The 26425-nt window shown below is 49.2% G+C and carries 13 protein-coding genes; 7 read left to right on the top strand and 6 right to left on the bottom strand.

The window, feature by feature from the left end:
- The first annotated feature begins 8 nt into the window (after positions 1–8).
- Together M2134_RS08975 and M2134_RS08970 are read left to right on the top strand one after the other, a co-directional pair.
- Positions 9–1568 (top strand): hypothetical protein, encoded by a 1560-nt coding sequence (locus tag M2134_RS08975; RefSeq protein WP_280751360.1) that lies wholly within the window; start codon positions 9–11, stop codon positions 1566–1568.
- A 19-nt stretch (positions 1569–1587) separates the two neighbouring features.
- Positions 1588–4665: a hypothetical protein gene (locus M2134_RS08970; protein WP_280758157.1), complete on the top strand. Its 3078-nt coding sequence runs from the start codon at positions 1588–1590 to the stop codon at positions 4663–4665.
- A 162-nt stretch (positions 4666–4827) separates the two neighbouring features.
- Here the strand turns inward: M2134_RS08970 and M2134_RS08965 are convergent, their stop codons facing one another.
- Positions 4828–7230 carry a glycoside hydrolase family 2 TIM barrel-domain containing protein gene (locus M2134_RS08965; protein ID WP_280751416.1) on the bottom strand — a complete coding sequence of 801 codons (2403 nt, stop codon included), beginning with the start codon at positions 7228–7230 and terminating at the stop codon, positions 4828–4830.
- 175 nt (positions 7231–7405) lie between these two features.
- Between M2134_RS08965 and M2134_RS08960 the strand changes: the two genes are divergently transcribed.
- From M2134_RS08960 to M2134_RS08945, 4 genes are all read left to right on the top strand, one after another.
- Entirely contained in the window at positions 7406–9037 is a 1632-nt protein-coding gene (locus M2134_RS08960; RefSeq protein ID WP_280751362.1) for a S41 family peptidase, read from the top strand.
- An 89-nt stretch (positions 9038–9126) separates the two neighbouring features.
- A complete protein-coding gene (gene purL / locus M2134_RS08955; protein ID WP_280751363.1) occupies positions 9127–12810 on the top strand; it encodes a phosphoribosylformylglycinamidine synthase in 3684 nt (1227 codons plus the stop codon).
- 48 nt (positions 12811–12858) lie between these two features.
- Positions 12859–13377 carry a hypothetical protein gene (locus tag M2134_RS08950; protein ID WP_280751364.1) on the top strand — a complete coding sequence of 173 codons (519 nt, stop codon included), beginning with the start codon at positions 12859–12861 and terminating at the stop codon, positions 13375–13377.
- Between the two features lie 691 nt (positions 13378–14068).
- Entirely contained in the window at positions 14069–15013 is a 945-nt protein-coding gene (locus M2134_RS08945) for a substrate-binding domain-containing protein (RefSeq protein ID WP_280751365.1), read from the top strand.
- 60 nt (positions 15014–15073) lie between these two features.
- Here the strand turns inward: M2134_RS08945 and M2134_RS08940 are convergent, their stop codons facing one another.
- The 5 genes from M2134_RS08940 to M2134_RS08920 form a co-directional block, all read right to left on the bottom strand.
- A complete protein-coding gene (locus M2134_RS08940) occupies positions 15074–16585 on the bottom strand; it encodes an alpha-L-arabinofuranosidase C-terminal domain-containing protein (protein ID WP_280751366.1) in 1512 nt (503 codons plus the stop codon).
- Between the two features lie 80 nt (positions 16586–16665).
- Positions 16666–20769 (bottom strand): right-handed parallel beta-helix repeat-containing protein, encoded by a 4104-nt coding sequence (locus M2134_RS08935; protein ID WP_280751367.1) that lies wholly within the window; start codon positions 20767–20769, stop codon positions 16666–16668.
- 53 nt (positions 20770–20822) lie between these two features.
- Positions 20823–21428 (bottom strand): response regulator transcription factor, encoded by a 606-nt coding sequence (locus M2134_RS08930; protein ID WP_280751368.1) that lies wholly within the window; start codon positions 21426–21428, stop codon positions 20823–20825.
- Positions 21429–21435: 7 nt separating this feature from the next.
- On the bottom strand, positions 21436–22134 hold the full coding sequence (locus tag M2134_RS08925) for a hemerythrin domain-containing protein (RefSeq protein ID WP_280751369.1): 699 nt from the start codon (positions 22132–22134) through the stop codon (positions 21436–21438).
- 263 nt (positions 22135–22397) lie between these two features.
- Positions 22398–24623, bottom strand: a complete 2226-nt coding sequence (locus M2134_RS08920) for a TGS domain-containing protein (RefSeq protein ID WP_280751370.1) — start codon at positions 24621–24623, stop codon at positions 22398–22400.
- A 152-nt stretch (positions 24624–24775) separates the two neighbouring features.
- Here M2134_RS08920 and M2134_RS08915 point away from each other — a divergent pair, with 152 nt between their 5' ends.
- Positions 24776–26296, top strand: coding sequence for a DUF4301 family protein (locus M2134_RS08915; RefSeq protein ID WP_280751371.1), 1521 nt, complete (start codon positions 24776–24778; stop codon positions 26294–26296).
- The last annotated feature ends 129 nt before the right edge of the window (positions 26297–26425 follow it).

Genomic DNA, 26425 nt, shown 5'->3' with positions numbered 1-26425 from the left:
TGTAATTTATGAAAGGAAAAGTATGTTTCGGCGTCATCATTTTGACGTTATTAAGTGTTGTGTCATGCTATCACGAAGAGGGGCCTATCAACCAATCCGGTAATGCCAAAATTGACTTATTATTGAAGTCAGCGGAAATACAAAGTCGCGCGATAAATGGAGAGGGGAATTATGAGTATGCCAATTCGAATGAATTAGAAATCAACAAATGCTTTGTGGCGATATTTGATAAGCAGTCGAAGAAACGATTGCTTTATAAAGAGGTGTCTAAAGGGGCTGTCGATCCGGCTGATCGGCTGATAGCAGAGCAACGAACAGACGATTCCGGCAACCCGGCGACACCCACCTATAAGATACCGGGGATTGAATTGAAACCGGGTGACGTCTATATTGTGGTGATTGCCAACTCGGCGCGCACAGATCTTGCCTCCTTCGATACCTATGGAGGGCTAACAAATCCGGATGTGACGGAAACGACCCTCTTCACCGCTACGTTTGATCCTAAAAACCTGGTGAAGACAGGAGATGTAGAGTACCGCATCGAATCCGGTGATAATGTGGTGATGATTCCGCTTACCCAGTTAGCTGCCCGGGTGGATTTCAACCTGAAGATCACGATCGAGCCGGAGCAAATTGACCACTCCGTTGATTATCTATTAACCCGTGATATGGTGACCTCTTTACTTTATGTCTCTTCCGGCATGTCCACTTCGATGGATTATAAGATAGGAACCCTATTCGGAAATGATATCTATGGCTGGCCTTGCGATATCGAACCGGCTGAGATGAAACACGACCTCTGGTATGGAGAGGGTAATAACCGGAAAAACTATAAAGAGGAAGCGGTCAAAAAAGTACACTTAAATAGAGGCTATTTTGAACGGATCGAACAGGCTTATACCTACGCATTGGCGATTGAAAAGATAACAATTGAAAATATACAAACAAAAACTTGGTTAGTGCTTCCTCCTCTGGATGTAAACTATGTGATGGCAGTCAATATGTATCAGAGTGATTTCTTGCTTCCGCCCTGGCAGAGAAACTACACAACCCCCACTATAACAGCGGATACGACAATCACATTCTATACATACGAAAAAGACTACTATTACAATACACCCGAGGAGGGGGCTATCAAGGTGGAGGTAGAGGGCATACTCACCCGTGGCATCCAAGAGAAAAGAGTGCGTTATAAAAACGAAAAAGGCGTCTATGGCTTATGGGTCGACGAGCAGGGCGTTCCTCAGAAGGATCTTATCAAAGGGAAAAACTTTGTGATAGCCAATCTGGACGAGTTTGTCCGGGATACGGATGTCGCCCCTTACGTAACGTTCAATACGGATCAATACAAACTGGAATATCCTAAAAAATACAGGGTATATATCGACCCGATCAAAGGGGGAAACAACAACACCTATGGTCTGCTCCACGGAAATCTATATGATATAACCGCCAAGATCAATAAAGCACCAGAGATACCGGAAGAGGAGGAAGAGATCCTTGTTGACCTGGAGTATAAAGTAAGCAATTGGGTAGGGAAAAACGTTGACCTGCCGGTTTTTGAATAAATAAAAAATAACGTATAAGATGAGAACAATATATTCAACGATATCTATACTATGCCTGTTGTTGGCGGGGATGAGCCTGTTCCAGTCATGCGCCGAGGAAACGCAATACGACCATCAGGCAGCAGAAGTAAAAGAGGGGATCGCCATTTCGTTAGACTTACCCTATGGGGTGAATAGTCCGAAGGTACAGACCAAGAGCGATCAGGAGACAGAGGTGTATGACCTCTATGTGATTGTGTTTGACAGATACGGGAAATACAAGCAGAAAAAATATTTTACGGAGTCTGATCTGACATCCAATAAGCTGACATTGGAGACCACCACAGGCATGAAACGTCTTTTCGCGGTAGCCAACGTAGGCTCCAATAACTTCAATCAATCACCGGGTGATCTGAAAGCACAGATCGACGCTTTTTTTGCTTCGCCCAACAGACGATTGGAAGAATGGCTGGGCGAAAGCGCGACCATGGCGGATAACTATACTGGATGGACTTCGCTTGAGTTTCTGTTGAGCGGCCGTTTTGGTAAGCCGGGGGCAGACGGACGGGTTGATGCGTCCGGATTATGTCTGTTTGATATGAATGAGCAAGGCAAAGGCATCATTAAGCAGAGCGATGGCAGTGCCCTGACCCCGGATTGTAAGATATGGCTGGATCGTACGATCTCTTCCGTTACCTTCAACATCAAAAGCTATAAGGATAGCCAACGGGAGGTGATCTTCCACCCGATCTCCTGGGAGATACGCAATTTGCCCCGGACGGTACTCTTCTACAATGACTATGTGCGCGATATGACCGGGAAGAATAAAGAGGGGAACTATTTTACCACAGACACCTTTACGCCCGATCCCGATCAGTTTGATGGCAAGATACAGAATGGCACCTTCCAGTTTTATATGCTGGAGAACGGTCAGTTGGATAATCCTTTCACCGGAACGGGTTCTTTGAACGACCTGCGTAAGACCCACGCGCCGGGGCAAACCGCCATGATAGTGCTCAAGGGAGAATATGAAGGAAAAGAGAACAACCCGTTGTTGCCCGGCAACCCGACGCAAACAGCGAAGGCCGACGTGACCTATTATATCCCCTTAGGCTTTGTCTATGGCGATAATCCGGCATTCGACTTTAGCGTGCGACGCAACCATAAATACACCTATAATGTAACGGTGAAATCGGTCAATAGCATCATTATCGAGGCCATTGGCGAGGATCCCTCCCCCAGCTCCGATGGCGATGTAGTCTTCAAAGATGGTATCACCATCGAATTAGACGCTCACTACTCACGCATTCCGCTGGAATTCACTAAAAGCGACCTGATCAACGAGGATGGTTTCTATTTTTGTTCGGTGAAAACGGCCAAAACAGGGTGGAGAGAGACCTTTATCACCAATGATCCGACGAAACAAAATGATGAGAAAGCGGATATCGATTGGGTATTGTTTGCCGATAAGAAAGTGATCGACGAGAGAGAAAACGGAAGAGTCGCTCCTTACGGCCCTAACTTCTCAGATCCCAACGACTATGTTGCCAACAATCCGAACGGTTGTTTATACACGGTGCGTGACCTGATGAACTGGTATGCCAACAACCAACAAGCACCTGAGAGAGTCACTTTCTACGCTTATGTAAACGAACATACGTATAAAGCGAGCGACAATGTGGCGATGGAGCAGTATCTCTGTTACCGCTCGGATATGTTGTCGAGCCGCACACGCAGCATGAAAATAGGGCTGAAGGCGGCCTACCGGAAAGAGGATAACTCCGATTACAACAGCTCGGTCATCTCGGCTAAATATGTACTCGACCAATTGCCTATCGTTACCATCTTCGATGTGCAAAAGAAGCAGGTGAAAGAGGGTCTCTTCTGGGGACTGGAATGTATCAATGAGAATGTACCGGCAAGCTATTACACCCGGAATGCAGGGCAGGAGGATTTCGACCACAAAGCGATCGATTGCGCCATCCCGTACGGTAGAACCGGATCCAATCCCGTTTTGACGGCGGATTACGACGGAAGAGAGCTTATGAGAAAGGAGATTCAAGAGACACTCAAATTGAATACGGAGAAGGTATGGTTTAAGCGCGAGATCATGGGCGATAAACGAGCGGATGGCACATGGGATCAACATAAGGCATCTGCCTTTGCCGCCTGCATGAGCCGTAACCGCGATAAAAACGGTAACGGTATGATCGACGAAAATGAGATAGAATGGTATCTGCCTTCGATCAACCAATACCAGCATTTCTGGGTAGGCACCAATGCCATACCCGAACGGGTCACTCTCTATCCGCAGGAGATACGCGAATGGAACTACGCCCAGCGCGGCAGATATCCGATCCAGCAACGAGAGACATTTGCCTATTATGCCAGCGGCGGACACTCTTTCCAGGCGGATGAAGGAAGCGCCGTCAGGGGATGGGGTGACAATGGAGAAAGCGGACGAAGAAAGCATGTGCGTTGCGCGCGGAATATCTCGGCGGGAAGCGGTAGTCCTACGAAAGTGGAAATAGGCACGATGGAAGATGGTAATGGCTATATCGTGATCGATGCCAGCGCCCTGACATCCTCCTCGCATCGCCCGGATGGCATCTTTACCAACCGTACATTGCCGGCCCATAATGAATATGACCCGGAGAACCGGTTGTACACCAAAATTGCCGTGCGAAAACTGATAAAGCCTACCTCTTATGCGACCTGGATTGCATTGGCCAATGCTGTCAGAGACGGATATAATCCGTGTAGCGACTATAACACCGGAGACACAGAGATGGAGCGGGGATGGCGTCCTCCCAACCAACGCGAATTAATACTCCTCACCACCATTGGGAAGTACCCGGGCTTAAACAGCAGTATCTTGTTTGCTGCTACCTACTCTTCCCTTTGGGACTGGACAAAGAAAAACGGCACATTCGGAGGCGAGCCCTTAGCGTTGAAAATAGAGAAAGAGGGGGCTGGCGACAAGACATATAATATGCGTTACGGATATTTCTTTAACGCAGCGATCAAAACCCCGCAAATGCAGCTTCCTTATCCCGGTTTTGAAGTGAATAATTTTACTTCAGCGATAACCGTTCGCTGTGTGAAAGATATGAAATAAGAAATCGCCCTTTGTGAAAAGCGCACCCCAAGAAGGAAGCAATTCCCTCTAAGTTTCATGATTATTTTATTTATCCAAGGCGATTGGCCGCTCTAAGTGTAGAGCGCCAATCGCTTCTTCTTTTAGAAGTTGTTTTGAATTTTATGGGAGCTTCTTAGGGCATCAAAAAGTATCGATGGAAACACTCGAATCGGGCAACCCTTCGGCTGTGACAGTCAGTTTGATTTGCCCGGCTTTTGAGCCGTTTGGCTGCACAATGGCCACCGCTTTTCCCCGGAATGTCTTCGGATTCATCGAGCGGAAGCTGGCCATATCATCGTAAGCCGCGTTACCGGCAGCAATAACCGAACCCTCTCCTTCGCATCGTATGGTTACGTTCAGATCGGCATCGGGCACCACATACCCATCGGCATCCACCAATTCGATCTTCACATACGAGAGATCATTTTTGTTTGCCTTCAGTTGATCACGGTCGGCTGTCAATCGGATAGCTACCGGAACACCTGCCGTCCGGAGCTGTGTAGAGGCTCGTTCGCGGTTTTTCTCGATATTGACCGCCTTCAGTTCGCCAGCCTTATAAGGCACTTCGAAGGTGGCCGTATAGTCTTCTTTGCCGGTCTCTTTCTCGCCGATCAATTGGCCATCCTGATAGAGTCGCACCCTGGGCGAACGGCTATAGACATTGACCCGCATCGTTTGCCCTTCGCGGCCCGGCCAGTTCCAGCTCAATAATTCATCGGTCCATCCCCATCCGTTGACTACCTCCTTTTTGCCGGGAGCCACCGGAGGACGTACGGCCATCGCGATCTCCCGTTCGCGCCATACCACATCGCGGTAATAGGACTGAGGCTTCTTATCGCCACAGAAATCGATATCGCCACACCAGGCGTTATACCACGGCCAGCCCATAAACTGCGGATTATGTTCCCCTTCGGCCAGCTCCAGGGCATGCCCCAGTCCGGCTTCACCAATATAGTCGATCGCGGTCCATACGAAATCACCGATCACATACGGATGTTTCTCCACCAGGTTCCAGTTGATCGCCGCATCTTTCGGGTACGACTCGCTACCATAGATCACGCGGTCGGGATAGGCCGCATGGTCGCTTTCATATTTCCACCACACGTAGTTGTAGCCCGCCACATCCACGTTCTGGAAGGCTCGGTAGGCATCTGTGTCCCATTTGAACTGTCTTCTGTCCCAGAAATCATTGGCACCGATGGTCGTAAAGCGCGAGGTGTCGTATTGCCGGATCGTATTGACCAGTCTTTTGGATATCAGATCGCCTTCGGGCTGATCGGCGCGCTGTGCCACTTCGTTGCCGATGCTCCACATAATGATCGCGGGGTGGTTGCGGTCGCGGCGTACCGATGCGATCAGGTCTTTATCGCTCCATTCATCGAAGAACTGGTGATAGTCATTCCCCCGTTTATTTTGTTGCCATTGGTCGAATGTTTCGTGGATCACCAATAGACCCAGGCGGTCGCAAGCGTCTAAGAAATACTCCGACACCTGGTTGTGCGCGCATCTCACCGCATTGTATCCATTGGCCTTCATCAATTCCACCTTCCGCTCCTCGGCTCGGTCGATGGCAGCTGCCCCCAATAAGCCGTTATCGTGGTGGATACATCCGCCTTTCAATTTCACCGCTTTCCCATTCAAAAGAAATCCCTCTTTCGCAGAGAAAGAGATCGTGCGAATACCAAACGGGATCGTTATCTTATCCAATTCTTTTCCTCCGGAGGTCAATGCCACCTCTGCCCGATAGAGCTGTGGCGATTCGAGCGACCACAACGCCGGCTTTTTGATAACAAAAGAGGCCGAATAGGGATCGGTCGATGAAAGCGATGTTTTTTCTATCCGAGCGTACACCTCTTCCCCTTTCGGCGAGAAGATCTTCACCAGTAGTTCGCCTTCGTCAGACTTGTTCTCGGGGTTGTGTATAAGGGTTGAGAATTTGACCGTTGCCTCTTTGCCTTTCACCTCAGAGGCATCCACAAAAGTATCCCATTCTTCCAGGTGTATTTTGTTTGTTTTGATCATCCACACATGGCGGAAAATACCCGAACCGGCATACCAACGGCTGTTCTGTCCGACATTCAGTACGCGCACCGCGATGGTATTCTCCTTGCCTGGTGCCTGGCAGTAGTCCGTGATATCAACCTTATAGGAGGTGTATCCATAGGGATTGAAATAGATCTTCTTGCCATTCACAAAGAGTTCCGACTGATTGTACACACCTTCGAAATAGAGGGTAATGATTTTGCCGGCATCGTCCGGTGAAAGCGTGAATTTCTTGCGATACCATCCTTCTCCGCCCAGGGTCTGCCCCGTATCGGCACCGCCCATGCCCCCTTCGCTTAGTTGGGAGAAGGGACCTACGGTAATGCCTTCGCGCTGGATAGGTGCCGGATCCATGCTCCAGTCGTGCGGCAGATCCAGTGTACGCCATTTGGCATCATTAAACACCGGCTGCTCGGCGTTGGCTACGCCTCCCCGGTGAAACTTCCAGTTCTCATTGAAAAGTACCTTGCGGCCGGAGGCAAATGCACTAGCCGCTGTCATGCTCGCTAAAAGCGTAACAGACAGAAATAATAGCTTCTTCATTTTCATGATTTTCTAAGTATAAATAATAGTTTTACATAATAATCCTCCAAATATATTCCTAATTTGGCAATTAAGGCATCATTCGCGCCCTAAATAATTCACTACCTTTGTCTTCTAATCATTAGATCTCATTATGAAAAAGATTTGTACCGTTGTTTCTTTCAGTCTGATCATCACCTGTTCCGGCATGGCTCAGGAGGTGTTTCATCGGGATTCGCTTGTGGCTGATTTTGCCTGTCTGGTGAAACTGCTGGAAGATACTCATCCGGATCCGTATAGCCGTTTTGGTGGGAAGGTATTCTTTCATGAGCAGGCCGCTCAAGTAAAGGATGAATTGGCTTCGAATGAGTATACTGTTCCTGATTTTGCCGAGAAGGTTTCCGGGTTTCTGGCGAACTTGCAGGATGGACATACCTATATAAGCGTTCCTCAGTCGTCGGTGAGTGACCTGAAAAGGTACCTGCCTCTTCAGATGAGAGTGATTCCCGATGGGTTGATACTTAGTGGTCTGCCGAACGAATATAAAGAGCTGTTGGGGAGCCGTGTGGATAGTATAAACGGTTGCGCTGTCGACCTGTTATTGAAACGCATGGCTGCGGTTGAGGCCAGTGAAAATGAGTTCGGCAGTTATGCACATCTGGCGAGCCGTTTTTCGTCTCCGGATATTAATACCAGGCTGTTTCCCGACGCTCAGGAAAATGTTCGCCTGGCCATTGAAACGGCTGACCATGAAAAAAGAGCGATTCTATTGTCTTATATCGACCGTGAAGAATGGCAAAAGCAGGCATGGGCGAAGCTCCCGCAATGGGCGAACATACCATCAGCCGATTATCTTTCATACAATTTTTTGGATAACAAAAAGGAGGTGATGTTTTTCAGGCTGACAAGCGTCATGGCGCGTGAGAATTTCGACTATAGCATCAACCGTAAATGGGCGGGGGCATACGATCAGTTGAAGAGCTTTTATGGTTGGGCGTTGAAAAAAGAGATACCGGCCGATACCTTGGAGGCCATAGCGGGTGTTCCCTCTTTGACGGAAGAGTTCCATAAGATGTTATCCGAGATGAAAAAACATAAAAGCAAAGCGTTGATTATCGATCTGAGGCAAAACGGAGGGGGCTGGACGCCTATCACCCTGCCTGTTCTTTATCAGCTCTATGGCGATGCGTATCTGAAAACGGATATGGAAGCCACGACCTATCGACTTGTATCTGATTTATTCCTTAAAAAGCAAAATATGAGTCTTGCTCGCTTGAATAAAGTGTATGGCGGGAATTATGAACTGGGCGACTATATAACGATGAAAGATTTGATAGGTGACACCTGCGATATGCGTTCCTTGCGTCAGCAGTTCATCGCTGAAAGCATGTGTAGTAATCGCGACCTCTTGGTTAAACAGGATGGTAAGCCGGTTTACAACCCAGAGAAAGTATATGTGTTGACCGACGAACGAACCTTCAGCGCGGCTTTTCATTTTGCCTTTTATCTTTGGAAAATGGGAGCGGTTGTAGTGGGCGTTCCCAGCATGCAAGCCCCCAATACCTATATGGAGCAAACGCCTTTCCAGCTTCCGGCCACTCAACTGAAAGGTTCTATTTCCAACTCTCTGCAATTGTTTCTACCCGTAAATGATCGTCGTGCCAACATCTTCTGGCCGGATATCATGCTTACCTACCCGGATTACCGGCATTATGAGTTTGATAAACATGCGGAGGTCCTTTATTTACTGGATCAGGTGTTAAATACATCTGTCACGTTAAAATAAACAGGAATTCATTATTTCTGATTATCTTTGCGGTGCGAAACAAATGGGGTTGTTCGCCATGATGTTAGACATATCAATAGTATAAAAGTATGATTCTATTTTTCAGATCTTCCGGTTCTGTATTGGCTGTTGAGGCAGCTCAACCATTCTCTTCCGAAAATATCCAAAAACTGGTGTGGGCGTTTGGCAATGCGACCCCATTAGAGGTAGACACCTTAGACGGCTGGTTTGTAGGCCCTCGTCGTGAAATGATCACGCCCTGGAGTACCAACGCCGTTGAGATCACCCAAAACATGGGGGTGCCCGGTATTTCGCGTATTGAAGAATATTTCCCTGTCTCCGGCAAGGAGGCGGATCATGACCCGATGTTGCAACGCATCTATAACGGGTTGGATCAGGAGATATTCACGATCAACAAAAAGCCGGATCCGATTGTCTATATTGAGGATATTGTGGCTTACAACGAACAGGAAGGGCTGGCGTTGAGCGAAGATGAGGTGGCTTATCTGAACGAAATAAGTGAGAAATTGAATCGTAAGCTGACTGATAGCGAGGTGTATGGATTCGCGCAGGTGAATTCCGAACACTGTCGCCATAAGATATTCGGTGGTACCTTCGTGATCGACGGGGTGGAGATGGAAAGCAGCCTGTTCAATCTGATCAAGAAAACCTCGAAAGAGAATCCCAATAAATTGGTATCGGCCTATAAAGATAATGTAGCGTTTAATGAAGGGCCGAAGATGGAGCAGTTCGCTCCGCTTTCGGGAGACAAGCCCGATTATTACGCCACCAAAGAGATCGAAACCGTGATCTCCCTGAAAGCGGAAACGCATAACTTCCCCACCACTGTGGAGCCCTTCAATGGCGCATCTACCGGTTCGGGAGGTGAGATTCGCGACCGTCTGGCTGGCGGAAAGGCCTCTTTGCCGATGGCAGGGACGGCGGTTTACATGACCTCTTACCCGCGCACGGAAGGCGCCCGCGAATGGGAACAATATATGGATCCCCGCCGTTGGTTGTATCAAACACCGGAACAGATCCTGATCAAGGCCTCCAACGGAGCATCGCAGTTCGGGAACCATTTCGGGCAACCGCTGATCTGTGGTTCGGTTCTGACCTTCGAACACGAAGAAAACAATAAGAAATATGGATACGACAAGGTCATCATGCTGGCCGGTGGTGTTGGTTTTGCTAATAAACGCGATGCGTTGAAAGGCGATCCCGAACCGGGTGAAAAGGTGGTGGTGATCGGTGGTGACAACTACCGTATCGGTATGGGTGGAGGCGCTGTTTCTTCGGTCGACACCGGACAGTATGCCAGCGGCATTGAATTGAACGCCGTACAGCGTGCCAATCCGGAGATGCAGAAGAGAGCAGCCAACGTGATCCGTACCATTGCGGAAGCCGATGAAAACCCGATCATTTCAATCCACGACCACGGAGCTGGCGGACACCTTAACTGTTTGTCCGAATTGATCGAAGCAACCGGTGGGGTAATCGAAATGGATAAACTGCCTATCGGCGATCCGACGCTTTCTGCCAAAGAGATCATTGGCAATGAAAGCCAGGAACGTATGGGGCTTCTGATGAAAGAAAAGGATGTGGAACGTATCCAACGCATTGCCGAACGCGAACGCGCTCCGATGTATGTGGTAGGGGAAACAACAAACGATATGGCCTTGGTATTCAAACAGGCGGACGGCGAAAAGCCCATCGACCTGAAACTGGAATACATGTTTGGCAAAGCGCCGAAGACAGTTATGGTCGACCATACACTGGATGAGGCCTACCAACCGGTGGTTTACAAAGAATCTGAAATACATCATTACCTGGAGAATGTGCTTCAACTGGAAGCCGTTGCCTGTAAGGATTGGCTGACCAATAAGGTCGACCGTTCGGTAACAGGTAAGGTAGCCCGCCAGCAATGCCAGGGTGAATTGCAGTTGCCATTGAGCGACCTGGGCGCTGTGGCACTCGATTACAGAGGAAAAGCAGGAATTGCCACCTCGATTGGGCATGCTCCGCAGGTAGCGATGGTTGATCCGGCGGCCGGTTCGGTGATGGCGATTGCTGAGTCGTTGACCAACCTGGTGTTTGCTCCGTTGAGCGATCAGCTGACTGGCGTGTCGTTGAGTGCCAACTGGATGTGGCCTTGCCGCAACGAAGGAGAAGATGCCCGTTTGTACAAGGCGGTACAAGCCTGTTCGGACTTTGCCATTGCGTTGGGTATCAACATACCGACCGGAAAAGACTCCCTGTCGATGACACAGAAATACGGGCAGGAAAAGGTGATCTCTCCGGGAACGGTGATTATCTCTGCTGCCGGTGAGGTGAGCGATGTGAAGAAGATCGTGTCGCCGGTGCTTGCCAAAGAAAACAATACGACAGTCTATTATATCGATTTCTCTTTCGATACCCTGAAACTGGGCGGTTCTGCTTTTGCACAGGTATTGAACCGTATCGGCGACGAGGTGCCAACGGTGAAAGATTCGGAATACTTCGCGGACGCGTTTAATGCTGTTCAGGAGGCGATCGAAAATGGGCTGATCCTCGCCGGACACGATATCTCTGCCGGTGGTATGATCACGGCTCTGTTGGAGATGTGTTTTGCTAACGTAGAGGGTGGCTTGGAAGTCGACCTGAATAAGGTAGCGGAAGAAGATCTGATGAAGATCCTGTTTGCTGAGAACCCGGGTATTCTGGTGCAGGTGAAAGACAAGAAAGCGTTCGAACAACTGATGACGGAATGTGGCGTTGGCTTTGCCGCTATCGCTAAACCGACGACAGAGCGCCATATCTTGGTGGCTAAGAACGGCGTGGAATACCACTTCGGTATCGATTATATGCGCGATGTGTGGTATCAATCCTCTTACCAGTTGGATAGAAAGCAGAGCGGAAGCCTTTGTGCTGGCAATCGTTTTGAGAACTATAAGATGCAACCGTTGGAATTCAAATACAACAAAAACTTTACCGGACGCCTGGCTGATTTAGGCCTTTCGGCCGACCGCAAGGAACGGAGTGGCGTGAAAGCGGCTGTAATCCGCGAAAAGGGATCGCAGTGTGAACGCGAAACGGCGTATGCTCTCTACCTGGCCGGCTTTGATGTGAAGGACGTACACATGACCGACCTGGCAAGCGGACGTGAAACATTGGAGGATGTGAATATGATCATCTTTGTGGGTGGTTTCTCTAACTCCGACGTATTGGGCTCTGCCAAAGGATGGGCCGGTGGCTTCCTCTACAACGAACGGGCGAAAAAGGCGATCGACAACTATTATGCCCGCAAGGACACCTTGAGTATGGGTATTTGTAATGGTTGCCAATTGATGGCCGAGCTCGAAGTGCTCTATCCCGAACATGAGGTGAAACATAAGATGGTATTCAACGACTCGCATAAGTTTGAATCCAACTTCGTTACACTGGAGATCCCGAAAAACAACTCGGTGATGTTCGGCTCCCTGAGCGGATCAAAGATCGGCGCGTGGGTAGCGCACGGTGAAGGTAAGTTCGCTTTCCCGTATGAAGAAAAGCAATACAACGTGGTAGCTAAATATAACTATGAAGGGTATCCTGCCAATCCGAACGGATCGCCCTGGTCGGTTGCCGGCGTTGCTTCGGCCGATGGTCGCCACCTCTCTATCATGCCTCATCCGGAGCGCGCCGTGTTCCCGTGGCAGTGTGGCTATTACCCGGCTGATCGCAAGGCCGACGAAGTGACTCCGTGGATGGAAGCCTTCGTAAATGCCCGCAAATGGATTGAAGCAAATCGTTGAAAGAAAGGAAACTCTACATCTATTTAATAATCACTTAATTGTTTAAGTATGAAAAAAGTATTTTTGGCATTTGCCTTGTTGCTGGCAACCTTAACCGTTCAGGCGCAAGATGTATTTTCTAAAGGGAGTAACAATGTTAATGTAGGTATCGGTTTAGGAGGTAATTACTTCCCTATCGAAGCCTCTTATGAGCATTGCATCAAAGACAATCTGATCAAAGGAGAAAACGGCTCGATCGGTATCGGAGGCTATTTTGCCTGGTATGGCGATTCGGAAAAGTATGGTGGTGTGAAATGGAATTACAACCACTTTGTGTTTGGTGTGCGTGGTGCTTTCCACTATCAGTTTGTAGAAAAACTGGATACGTACGCCGGTTTGATGGTCGGTTATAATGTTGCGTCAAGCTCTTACGACGGCGAGACCTCTGTTTCCGGTAGCGCGGACAACGTATTCCTGCCGGGCTTGTATGCCGGTGCTCGCTACTACTTCTCACCCAATGTAGCCGTTTATTCGGAACTGGGTTACGGAGCTGCCTACCTGAGTGCAGGTATCTCTTTCCATTTTTAAGTAGACAATTTTCTTATCTATATAAAGCGTTTCCCAACAACTATGGGAAACGCTTTTTTTATTTATTCGCAATAGGTACTGAATTCAAATTGGAGAAAAGGGGAAGATTCTCTTTATATGGCTGAAAGTCACAGCGGGCCTGGAAGGCCGAGTCCCGGAGGGACGATGACTTAGCCCATGGGTAAGCAGACCGGAGGTCTGCGCTACCCTGGGTATCATGACAATACAAGAAATCGAGTTCTGAAGGAACGATAGATAGTATCATAGGATATATGGTGATAGCGCCTGTGAATAGTGGATTTCTTCTTTCGTTCCTTCAGAACTCATTATTTATATACCCTCTAAACCCAGGGTGACGCAGACTTTCAGTCTGCTTACCCATGGGCTAAGTCTTCGTCCCTCCGGAACTCGGCCCTTCAGGCCCATTGTGGCTTTCAGCCATTTATATCTCCGTTCCTTCCAATTTTCCAAAATTTGAAAACACTTCCCCTTTCTCCTTTTCCTTCATTTTGCTTTACGCTGCGCTAAGCGAACGTTGTTTCAATTTTCAATTTTCAACTTTCAACTTTCAACTTCTTCAACCTGATACCCCCACCATATGCCAGGATGATCCCATTAAACCATTTCAAACGGGGGAGTGTTATACCTGTACAAACCTTACAAATTACGTTTAATTTAAAAAAGAAAAAGTATGAAGACAATTTGGAAAGTAATGGCTTTAATAGCTGTCTCAGTAGTAGCGGGTGTAGTGTTTACCTCTTGTGATAACGATGATGATGAAAAGGGGGCACCTGAAATCAGTGTCAACCTGAAACATTTATCCAACGATTGGCGGGCAGCCATGGCTTTATATGCGCAGAGTGGTTTGCTTGAACATAACCTGAAACCTTATTACCTCACCAGCGCGAAGAACGCGGAGGAGCAGGCCGAGCAGCTTCAGATGGTAATCAATTCGGGCGTACGTGTCATCGTGCTTTCTCCCGAGCCGGGTCTTGACCTGGCCGAGGTGAATGTGGCCATCAAACGCCGTATCCCGGTGATCCTGTTCGAGGAGGCCTTGGATGTGGATTATACAGCCCTTGTTCAGGGCGATAACGTAGGTGCCGGGCGCAATGCCGGAGTCTATGTGGCAGATAAGCAGGTAGGCAGTGTGGCTGTATTCGCTGTCGCGCAAGACCCTGCCTCCAGCAACCAGCGGGTGACGGCTTTCAAGCAGGCATTCCGTGAAAACAGCCCTGCGACTTCCGTGATCGATTGGGAAGTAGAGAAATACTCCTATAACGAAGGGAAAGCGAGAACCTTGGCGTTGTTGAAAGAACACCCGGAGGTAGAGGCGATCTATGCACAGGATGATGAGATTGCCATGGGGGTATATGATGCCTTAAAAGCAGTCGGCGAACACCAGGTGAAGGTGGTGGTTGGCTGTGGTGGAGCACAGACCTACCTGGAATACATTGAGCAGGTGCGTGATGTGGATCTGGCCACGACGCTTTATTCCCCGGCCATGATCAGCAAATGTATTGATATCGCCGCCGACCTGTTGGATGGAAAACAACCGGAAGAAAAACGAATCGTTATGCCCGCGACGCTTATCAATAAAGAGAATGTAGGGCAGAATAAGAAGTACGCTTATTAAATGAAGAATGAGGAATGAAGAATTGGTTGATATTCTTCATTCCTCATTTTTCATTTGTATTTATTTCACCTTAACGGCAATCTGCGTAAAGGAATGTGCCGGGAAGGTATAGGTCAGCTTGTTGTTTTTCAGGCTGATCTCTTCTGTTTTTGGGGTATACTTATCCTGCTTGTCGTACGAGAAGTTATCGCCCAACTCCCCATATATCAGAGAAACCGCTGCCTTGCCGGTAAACGCGCCTTTTACATCTTCGATCTCTGTCTTAATGCCTTTGTCCTGGTGACGGTTGATTACGTTGATATACACCGTGCCGGTCGCTTCGGAATAGACGCTGGTCACATCCAGGTAAGGAATATCCGAGAAACGTCCTGCGTCGAAGGTTTCGCATGCCACATAGGCATCGACCGTTTTCCCGTGACAATTATTGGAGAACAATTTATAGGCATAAAACAGCGGCGACTTATAAGTCCCTTTATCTTTGTCGGTAGCCAACAGCGAGGTCATCATGGTGAAGTTGGCCATCTTCACGATATCCGCGTGACGAACGAATGAATTCAAACACATCGCATTGGCCAGTACGCCTTTGATATCGCTTCCCCGGGCAGCCCACTCATCGACCGATAGCTTCAAGGGCGTTTTCTCCGGATAGAGCGATTGGGCAATACGGATCTGTGCCGCGGCAGTGGTTATCTTTTCTTCGAAATCCATTGCCGCTTCGCCCATGAAGTTATAATAGTCGGTGGAAATCTTTTCACCCCAATAGCGGTGGATCGAGAGATAATCGGCTACCCCCGTAAAGGCATTCACCACCTGGCGGTTCCAGTCGACCCAGACACCTGTCGGTTCATAATAGGAAGAACCATTAGCAATCAACTGGATGGAGTTGTCTACATTCTTCAACGCTTTGGCCGCTTCCAGGCCGATTTTGCAATAGTCTTCCGCGTTCTTATAGCCGTTGATCCAGGGCTGTCCGTCTACCTCGTTGCCGATACACCAGTATTTCACCTTATAAGGCTCCGTATTGCCATATTTTATGCGCAGGTCGGAGTAGTAGGTTCCACTGGAGATGTTGGTGTATTCGATCCAGAAACGGGCGTTGTTCACATCACCCAGTCCGAGGTTGAGGCAGATTACATTCTCACTGCCGATGGCTTTGTTCAATTTGATCCACTCATCGGTGCCGACATGGTTCGTTTCGTAGCCACCCCAAGCCAGGTCTTTCCGGACAGGACGATCGGCTTTCGGCCCAATCCCGTCGCGCCAGTCATAACTCGCGATATAGTTTCCGCCCGGCCAACGCATATTCGTGATCTTCAACTCCCGCATGGCATCGATGTAGTTGGTTTTAAAACCATCCTCATTAGCCAGTGGCGAGGCAGGGTCATAGAGCGGACCGTACAGATTGTTAGTTATCGGAAACACCGTGTCGCGTCCGATAGGTTCCATAAACACCCCATAAATTTTCGGGTCGATTTCTCCGATAATCCGCTCCGTGTTGACGCGGATGCTTGCTGTTTGCGCCAGTAGAGTAAGCGGCAAGGCAAACAGCACGGTGGTAAAGACTTTTTTCATCGTGCAAAGAAATAATTAGTTGAACATTAGTTGGTTTTCTCTTCTGATCGAAATCAGGAACAAGACAAATGTAATGATAATTATTTTATTATCACCTTCCAACTCATCTCTTCAGCGCGCACGAAGTAAATACCCGCGGGCAACGGGATCGTTACCGATTCGTGTAGCGTCTGTGAGAAGCACAACATACCGGCGGCGCTATAGACCGACACCGCTGTGGCTTTCCCTGACGGAACGATGTGTAGCTTGCCCGAAGTGGCATATACCTGCCATAATTCCTGTTCGAGCGATGCGTTGTGAGTGGGTATATTCTTTTCAATCCCCTCGAAGGTGATTCTGTTTGTCGTCCAGCTTGTCGGGAAGGAGGCATGGTAGTGGCGGGGAGTAAACTCCTGCAATTTGACCTCTTCTCCGTTCACGAACATACGGATGTCCGACTCGGAATAGTCTTCTTCAAGCGTGATGTATATGAGGAAGCGATCTCCTGCCGGCAGCTCATAGGTGCCGGGAACAGGATCGGTTACCACGCCTTTTTCCTCGGGCACAATAACGGTATGGTAAACGATGGCCGGATTATTTTCTATGATAGGCAGCAAGGTCTCGAAAGCGCCCATATAGATGGTTCGGGCATTGTTGCTCAGACGCGGCTGTCCGTCCAGGTCGAAGAGCGATACGCCGTTTTCTTTATACATCTCCACCGAGGAACACCAGAGGATTGCTTCGTTGGTCTGCGGATAATAGCCGGAGGTGAACTTCGGATTCAGGTGGATGGTTCCCTCTTCCGCTCCCCCCTCCAACAGGCTATAGGCATAATTGGTGGCCGATTCGTTCGTGTTTACCACATTGTTGATCTCGGTTGCTTTGCGGTTGGCCCATACAATCGTGTTGCGCACCTCTGCCTCGGAAGCGTGGTTGTAGATCCCTCCTCCGGCTTCGGTTGCCTGGTTATCGGCCACGGTCGCGTTGACCAGGAGCGGCGAAGAGGATTGGTTATACATTGCGCCGCCTTTTGTCGCTTTATTCTTTGTTATAAGCGCGTTCACCAATAGAGGCGCGCTTTGTTCGTTATAGATAGCTCCTCCCTGCAGGGCCTCATTGTCTTCGAATCGCATGCGTACCAATTTGCTGTCGGCATACAGATGATAGATACCGCCTCCTTGCGATTGTGCCAGCTGATTGCCGCATACCGAAAGATCGCCATCTGCCCGGCCTCCGCTGATTGTCAGGCCATCGAGTAGGGGAGTGATGGGTGCTTCGGGGTCGTTGCCTCTGGCTACCACCACATGGTAGGCCGAGCCGGTAGCCTCTTCGTCGCAGGAGGTGCCGCTGAGGATTGTCCGATAGCGCTTCAGGTTACGGCTGTCGATGGTTTCGCTCATATCATTCCCTTTGAAGCCACCATAAATCTGTTGGTTGTTGGTGATCAGGAAGGTATTGTCGCGATCGGTCAGCGACGATCTGTTCCGATAGGGCTCCAGGCCGTTTCGGTATTTCGGGTGGTAGGTGCCTTGGGCTACGAAGAGCGTATAGGGATCTTCCAGGGCATTGTTCAGGAGAATGGCATCGGCCAGCGAAGTCGTGGCGTTTTGCCAGTCTTTGCCACTGCCGTCTCCCTTCGCGTATTGATTGACATAAAGAATATGCCCCTTGCCCGCCGTGAATGGATCGTACACCGGGAGGCCTGCCAATATGCCCCCGTCGTCTGCCATGCCGATAGCCGGGCTGAGGTAATGCACCTTATAGTCACCGTCGGCATTGGGTACCCATCCATCTTCTGTCGGGTCGCCGCCCCCTACAAGCATAGGCTCTTGTGAAAACAGGTTGTTGTTGGGGTAAGTAGATCCGTAGATAAGGCTGTTCGATGAAACCGTTAAATCGACATTCGCCGAATTGGCAACCCCATCGGCATAATTCCCCCAGACGATGGAGTTGGTGATGATAGGAATACGCATAGGGAAAGAGAGTGGGGAGATGGTATTGTGTACGGTGTAGATGGCTCCTCCCGCTTCGGTTGCCTGGTTGTCGGCAATCAGTGTATTATCCAATTTGCTGAGTGAGATATTGGTCTCCCAGGAAGAGCTCGATCCGGCGCGGGTAAACGTTTCTTTCAGCGTCGGAAATACATCCTCTTCATAGGTGGTCATACTCACCATATGCGTGCCCAAGGCGCCCCCTTTACCTGCCTTGTTGCCGGTGATCGAGGAGTACCAAAGATAGGTAACGCCCGATTCGAAGATGCCACCACCTATCTCACCTGCCTCGTTGCCTGCTATCCGTACCCTTTCGCCTGCTACCAGGTCTTGGTTCCAGAGCCCGCCACCATTCTTTTCCGCTTTATTGAGTAGGATATCGACATCGCGCAGGGTGAGTGTCAATGGGTTCTTATCAGCATACATACGTTTGTTGTAGATCGCACCGCCATATCCTGTCGCATAGTTGTTTTCGAAGGTGACCTGCTCGAAGGTCGAGGCGGCGTTGTGGTTATAGAGCCCGCCACCGTTACTGTTTTCAAAGCCTGCGGAGTTCATGCTTGTTCTATTCTCTCCGTCGGCTCTCCCGTCGCGGATGGTCAGTCCGTTGATATAGGGTTGAAGATTGGCATCTTTCCCTCCATAGATCTCCATCACATGATAGGCAAAGACATCTTCAGAGAGCTTACCACTCAGGATGGTCCGGTTCGCTATCAGGTCACGCTCTTCGATCGTCTCCTCGCCGTCGCCCCGGAATCCTCCGTAGATATGCATACTCTTAGTGATCCGGAAGGTACTGCTGCTACTGAGTTCCTCTGATGTTATTGTGCTGAAAGCTTCCGGAATATAGGTGCCTGCTGCGATATAGATAGTATCAGGCTCTTCCTGTTTGTTGTTGAAGTGGATCGCCTCCGCCAGCGACGGGTGGGCATCCTCCCAGCTACTCCCTTTCCCTTCGGCACCGGCTTTGACATAAATAATACCGTTTTCGCTGGGAATAACGGTGGGTTCTGTGATCTCCTCCTCCGCAAACAACATACCGTTCACAAAGAAGAAAGGGCTGGTAGGCGACAGGCTATAGTCGCCTTCGGTGGTGGGCGAAGCACCCGGCACCGGTTTGACAAAGTTGACAAAGCCCGGATCGTGGTCATAAACCGTGCCTTCCTCTCCCAGTATCATGTTCTCGTTGAAAAAGCCCTCTTCACTACTACCCTCTATCAAGCTATGGGAGAGAATAAAAGAACAATCCAATTCCCAATCATTTTCTATATTGCTGGCCTTATTCTCATAATTGATATTTCCCCAGATAATAGAATGGAGTATAGTTGTGTGGGATTTATTATAATTATAAATAGCACCTCCTTCACCTTTCGTGTAGTTGCCGGCTATTGTCACATTGGAGAGTGTCGGTGTAGCCTGATCGTTGGCTATGCCAGCCCCAGATTGTGTACATGTGTTACCCGATATAGTCGTATAAGAGATCTCCGGCGAAGAGGATTCTATATAGATACCGCCCCCTTGCATATAGGCATTATTTCCGGCGACTGCGCTCTGGGTAAGGCTGAATGAAGCGTTTTTGGCGTATATACCGCCCCCGTAATTATAATAGATGAACTGATCTTTTATATAAGCGTATTCATCATACATAATATATTCAAAATCATCATAGAATATGCTTGTCCCCTTTGCTTTTCCTCCGGTTATATATAACCCGTCAAGGTAGGGTTTGATAGGCGATCCCGGATCGTCACCTACCAGCAATAGTACATGGCAAGCTGTAATATCATTCTCTGTTATTTTCCCCTCTTTCAGATTCCCGCTTAGGATAGTACGATTAGTGACCAAGTCTCTATCTCCGATGGTTTCATCGGGATCATCTCCTTGGAATCCTCCATATATCTTGACATTATTACGAATCAGGAAAGTATAATCATTTTCGGAAAGGGGTGTGTCGGTAGTATAATCATACTTTAACCAACCATCAATCCCCCTATAACTACTCGGATAATAGGTTCCCCGGGCGATATAAATCACGGGATCCTCCAACGTTTCGGTCATCTCCAACGCTTTGTCGAGCGTGGCGAATGCCTGTTCCCAGGAGAGCCCGGTGTGGGTCTCATCGTTACCGATTTCTCCATTTACATAGTATCTACTCTCTCCAAACAGGGTGGTGCACACAATCAATAAAACACCCAATAAAACGGTCTTGCGCATGATGTAATAATTATTTTGCGCAAAGATAAACTAAAAGTAATGATTATAGAAGATTATTGCTTTATATCGCTCAGCTCCACCAGTTTGTTGACAATCGCATAGATCGTCAGGCCGCTGGGCGAGTGTATCTGCAATTTGCGGGCGATGTTCCGGCGGTGGGTGATCACGGTGTGGGTCGATAGGAAGAGTTGTTCGGCTATCTCGCGGTTGGTCATTCCTTTCACGACACAAACGACAATCTCTTTTTCCCGGGCACTCAGGGTCTGTTGCTCGCTCTCCTGAAAGGCGGTCGGGCTCTTCTTTAGGTGCATTCGTTCCAACTTATGCAGGAGCTCCTCGGGGGTGTCGTAGATATGGAAATGCTCGTCGTACACCCGTAGCTGATAATTCTCGAAGGCGGCATAGATGAGCGCGACACATTTCATTTGTGTACAGCCGGTTGTCTCCTTGAGTTGTTCCAAGGGGAAGGCACCTGGGAAGGTGGGGTTGATAATCAGTAGATCCGGATCCGAGAGGCTGAGTGTCTCGTGTAGCTGCTCATAGGCTCCGATGGAGACACATTGTATTTTGAAATCCGGCAATCGTTTGAGGATTTGCTCCAGGCCTTGCCGGATGATCTCCGAATGTTCGGCAATTGCGATAGTCAGTGTGGTTGCCATGCGTCGATCAGCTTAGTTGTTTTTCCAATGCCTTAATCGCCGGTGCAAAGAGATAGTCCTCGACATGGTTGTGGGAGGCCAGATCCGATTCCGTCGCGAAGATATCAAACAGGACGCTGTTCAATAGATTGGTTCCGGTTCCCGGGTAGTATTTGATCAGGATATTCTTCAGTTCGACAATCTTCATCTCGATCTGATCATGGCGTTTCATAAAGATGGATATGTTGTATTTCGGATCTTTCTTGCCTTGGAGCAGGCCGCGCACGTAGGGGAATACGTTTTTCTCTTCATACATCATATGCTTGTGAACCTCTCCGGCATATTCATCGAAGAAGCGGGTGATGGCGAAGGCGACATCTTTCGGACAGTCTTCGATCGCCTCCACCAGTTTGCGCCGTATATGTGGCAGGCGGAAGTTGAGGAAGTAATCGTGGGCGTTATGCAGGTAGCTCATCAGTGTCTCCAGGGAGAGACATTCGTTTATCTCGCCCATAGCGTATGGCGTATTCTTTTCCTCGACCAGGAAGTTGACCACCGTCAGGAAGGTGCAGGTGTCTACCTGGTTTTGCCGGCACACTTCGCCGATATTCTTTTCACCAAACCCTAAAGCGATGCCAAAACGACTCATGACCAACACCATGGGATAGTTTTCGCATATCAGGTCGCTCATCTTATCCGTCTCCTGGTATTTTCCGATTTTATACATAATATGTTGTTTTACTACTCAAAGGTAGTTATTATTAGCTTATTAGCCAACAGACTATACCTATGCTCAGGTATCAGACAGCGGAAAATACATATTTGTAGGTATTGCCCGCCGGGGGTGAAGCGGCTACCTTTGTCATGTGATACAAACGAAACTATTAGTATAATCGAAAGCAACCAAAACCGATTAACTGATTTATGTAAGCATAAGATAATCAAAGAGGGGCATCCTGCGAAGGACGCCCCTCTTTGCATGGGTACTATTTAGCCCCTTGCATCCAGTCGTTCTACGGACTTGACGCCTTTGACTGTTTTGATTTTTTTGACCAGCGAGGTGAGCGAGGAGGTGCTGTTGACCATTACGGTGAAATTGCCCTGGAACAGGCCGTCCACCGAGTCGATATTGAGGGAACGTAGGGTGACACTGCTCTCTTTGCCGATCACCGAGGTGATATTGGTCACGATCGCGATGTCGTCGCGCCCGATCACCCGCAGGGTGACCTGGTAGCCGCTGGTTCCTTCGCCGCTCCATTTGGCTTCGATCATGCGATAGCCAAAGCGGCGCTCCATCTCGGCGCGGTTGCGGCAGTCTTTGCGGTGGATGCGGATGCCCTGGGTAGAGACAAAGCCGAAGATCTCGTCGCCAAAGATCGGGTTGCAACATTTCGCCAGTTTGTAGTCGACACCGGTCAGGTTGCGGTCGATCACCAGTACATCCTTGCCGGTCGCCTCCTCTTCGTGAAGATGCTGCGTGGGTACAAATTCTTCCGCGCTGCGCACATCCGTCGGGTCATGCGCCTCTGTCTCACGGCGGATCAGTTCCAGGTAATCGTCGATCACGACGTTGGGATCGAGCCGTTCGGCCGCAATCTCCACATAGAAATCGGTGATGGTCTTGAAGCCTTTCTTCTTGATATAACGCATCAGGATCGACTCGTCGACATCGATCTTCCGGTTCTTAAAGCGGCGTTGCAATGTCTCCTTGGCAAATTCGGCACTTTTGGCGGCCTCTTCGCGCAGGGCCTGCTTGATGCGTGCGCGGGCTTTCGAGGTGACTACCATATTCAGCCAGTCCTGTTTGGGCGACTGGGTGGGGGACGTCAATACGGAAACCGTATCTCCGCTTTGCAAAACATGCTTGATTGGCACATTTTTGCCGTTCACCTTGGCCGACATACATTTGCTTCCCAAGCCGGTATGGATGGCGAAGGCAAAGTCCAGGACGGTAGCTCCCTGCGGCAGTTTGATCAGTTCGCCCGAAGGGGTAAACACATAGATCTCATCCTTGAAGAGGTTCATCCGGATATCCTGCATCAGGTCGATCGGGCTGCTGTCTTTGTTCTCCAAGGCAGAGCGTACGCCCGTCAGGAATTCATCCAATCCTTTGTCCTCTTTCACCCCTTTGTATTTCCAATGGGCAGCCAGTCCACGCTCGGCCACTTCGTCCATGCGCTCGGTACGGATCTGTACCTCCACCCAACGCTTGCCGGGTCCCATCACGGTGATGTGCAAGCTCTCGTATCCATTGCTTTTGGGAATAGAGATCCAGTCTTTCATCCGGTTCGGATTGGGTTGATACATATCGGTGATGATGGAATAGACATACCAGCATTCCGCCTTCTCGCGCTCGGTCGGGGTGTCGAGTACGATCCGGATCGCAAACAGATCGTAAATGCCTTCGAACTCGATCTTTTGCTTTTTCAGCTTATTGTTGATCGAATGGATCGATTTGGTTCGTCCTTTGATATCGAACCGCAGACCGGCCTCTTCCAGTTTCTTTTTGACGGGGGCGATAAACTCGGCGATATAGGCATCGCGCGAACGCTTGGTCTCGTTCAGTTTTTGCTTGATGAAATCGTATTGCTGCGGATCGGTATATTTCAGGGAGAGGTCTTCCAGTTCGCTTTTGATCGCGTAAAGCCCCAGGCGATGGGCCAATGGCGCATACAGGAAAGAGGCCTCGGAAGCAAGCCGCAGGCGGTCCTGTTCGCGTACGAATAGCTTACCCATGCGCATCAGGCAAAGACGGTCGGCAATCATCAATAGGATCACCCGCACATCCTCCGCAAACGAGAAGAGCAGGTGGTGGAAGTTCTCCGAATCGATCGCCGTATTCCGGGCATAGAGATCGGAGGTTTTCAATAACAACTGGATAAGGCGTGCCACCTCGTTGTCGAAGGTCTTTTCCACCTCTTTGAGGTCGATCAGCTCTTTCATCACCGGGCGGTAAAGCAACAGGGCGATCACCGGTGCCCGTTTCAGCCCGATCTCCGTCGTGGCAATCAAGGCGGTATCGATGTTACGAAGCAATCCGTTGATGCCATTACGGTCGCGACCATAACAATCCAACGCGACCACGCGCCGCATCAACCGCTTCATCTTAGAGATATCTTCCTTTTCAAGGAAAGAATAAAGACTGTCGAGTAAACACCTGTATTTGGTAAAAAACGCTTTCTTCTCTTCTGCCGTAAAGAACCCCTGCTCTTTCATAGTGATTGCTTTTTTGTTTGTCTTAGGCGGGACAAACGGTAAAACATGTTGTAAAAGTAGCTTTTTCCTATCATAACCTGTCGTATCTACCCGTATTTTTTTACATTTGCACATAAACTATACAGGAATTAACTACAAATACCGGGATAATTATGTTGAACGCACACGATTTAGAACAATTAGCTGCTAAAGGAATTAGCAAACACCGCATTGAAGAGCAACTGGCTCATTTTGCCAAAGGGTTTCCTTTTCTGGAAATTGTCGCTTCTGCCTCTGTAGAAAAAGGAATTAAGGTAATTCCCAAAGAGTTACAAGCGTTTTACATGGAGGCTTGGGAAAACTATCTCTCGAAAAACCATCGGATTGTCAAATTCGTGCCTGCTTCGGGCGCGGCCAGCCGTATGTTTAAGGATCTCTATGCCTTCCTTTCTTCGGAGGCGACAGAGCCGGACACGCCCGCGGTCAAAGAATTTTTCCGCGAGATCAATCGTTTTGCCTTCTATCACCTGTTGAATGCCAAATGCCTGGAGAACGAAAAGAAATCGATCTCCTCGTTGATCGCCGCCGGACAATACAAAGAGGTCGTGGCGAATCTGTTAGAATCCAAAGGGCTCAACTACGGACAACTGCCCAAAGGGCTATTGCTTTTCCACAACTATCCCGGAAAAACCCGTACCGCCATGGAAGAACACCTGGCGGAAGGTGCCCGCTATGCCAAGAACCACACCGGTGAAGTAAACATCCATTTCACCGTCTCTCCGGAGCATCAGGAGCAGTTCCAACAGCTGGTGGCGGAAAAGAAAAGTGTGTATGAAGAGAAATTCTCGGTCGAATATGACATCACCTTCAGTGTGCAGAAGGCAAGTACCGACACCATTGCCGTCGATATGGAAAATCGCCCCTTCCGCGAAGCCGACGGAAGCATCCTGTTCCGTCCGGGTGGACATGGCGCGTTGATCGAGAACCTCAACGATATAGAAGCTGATGTGATCTTTATCAAGAACATCGACAATGTGGTGCCCGATAGCTTTAAGTTTGCCACGGTTATTCATAAGAAGATTATTGGCGGGGTACTGGTGCATCTGCAGGAGCGTATCTTCCGTTACCTCCACCTGATCGAGAGCGGCAAATACACCCGTACGCAAGTGGAAGAGATGATCTATTTCCTACAAGACGAGCTTTGCATCCGCAATCCGGAGATCAAATACCTCGAAGATGCCGAACTGATCCTCTATATAAAAGACAAACTCGCCCGTCCGATCCGCGTCTGCGGTATGGTGCGCAACGTGGGCGAACCGGGAGGCGGCCCGTTCCTGGCTACCAATCCCGACGGTACTATCTCGTTGCAGATACTCGAAAGCTCGCAGATCGATATGCGCGACCCGGTCAAAAAGAAACTGTTCGACCAGGGCACCCATTTCAACCCGGTAGACCTTGTCTGTGCCGTGCGCGACCATAAGGGAAATAAATACAACCTTCCCCACTACATCGACAAGAACACCGGCTTCATCTCCCAAAAGAGTAAAGACGGCAAAGAACTGAAAGCGTTGGAACTCCCCGGCCTCTGGAACGGCGCCATGAGCGACTGGACCACCCTCTTCGTGGAGGTCCCCGCCGAAACCTTCAACCCCGTCAAAACAGTCAACGACCTGTTACGGGCAGAGCATCAGTAGGAGGCGAAGCCTGAAAATTGTATGCGCTTCTTCTCTGCGAACAGAGTGAGTGGCCGCAGGCCTATCTCTTGCCGGCAGTTGAAACTGCTTGTCATGAATTGAACAGAATACCCGGTCATTTCCATACGG

Origin of the sequence: Parabacteroides sp. PM6-13 (genome assembly GCF_029892605.1) — a bacterium.
In the GTDB taxonomy this organism is placed as follows: Bacteria; Bacteroidota; Bacteroidia; order Bacteroidales; family Tannerellaceae; genus QVMG01.
Note: the sequence above shows the minus strand (reverse complement) of the source record. Positions and strands in the feature narration are given on the sequence as shown.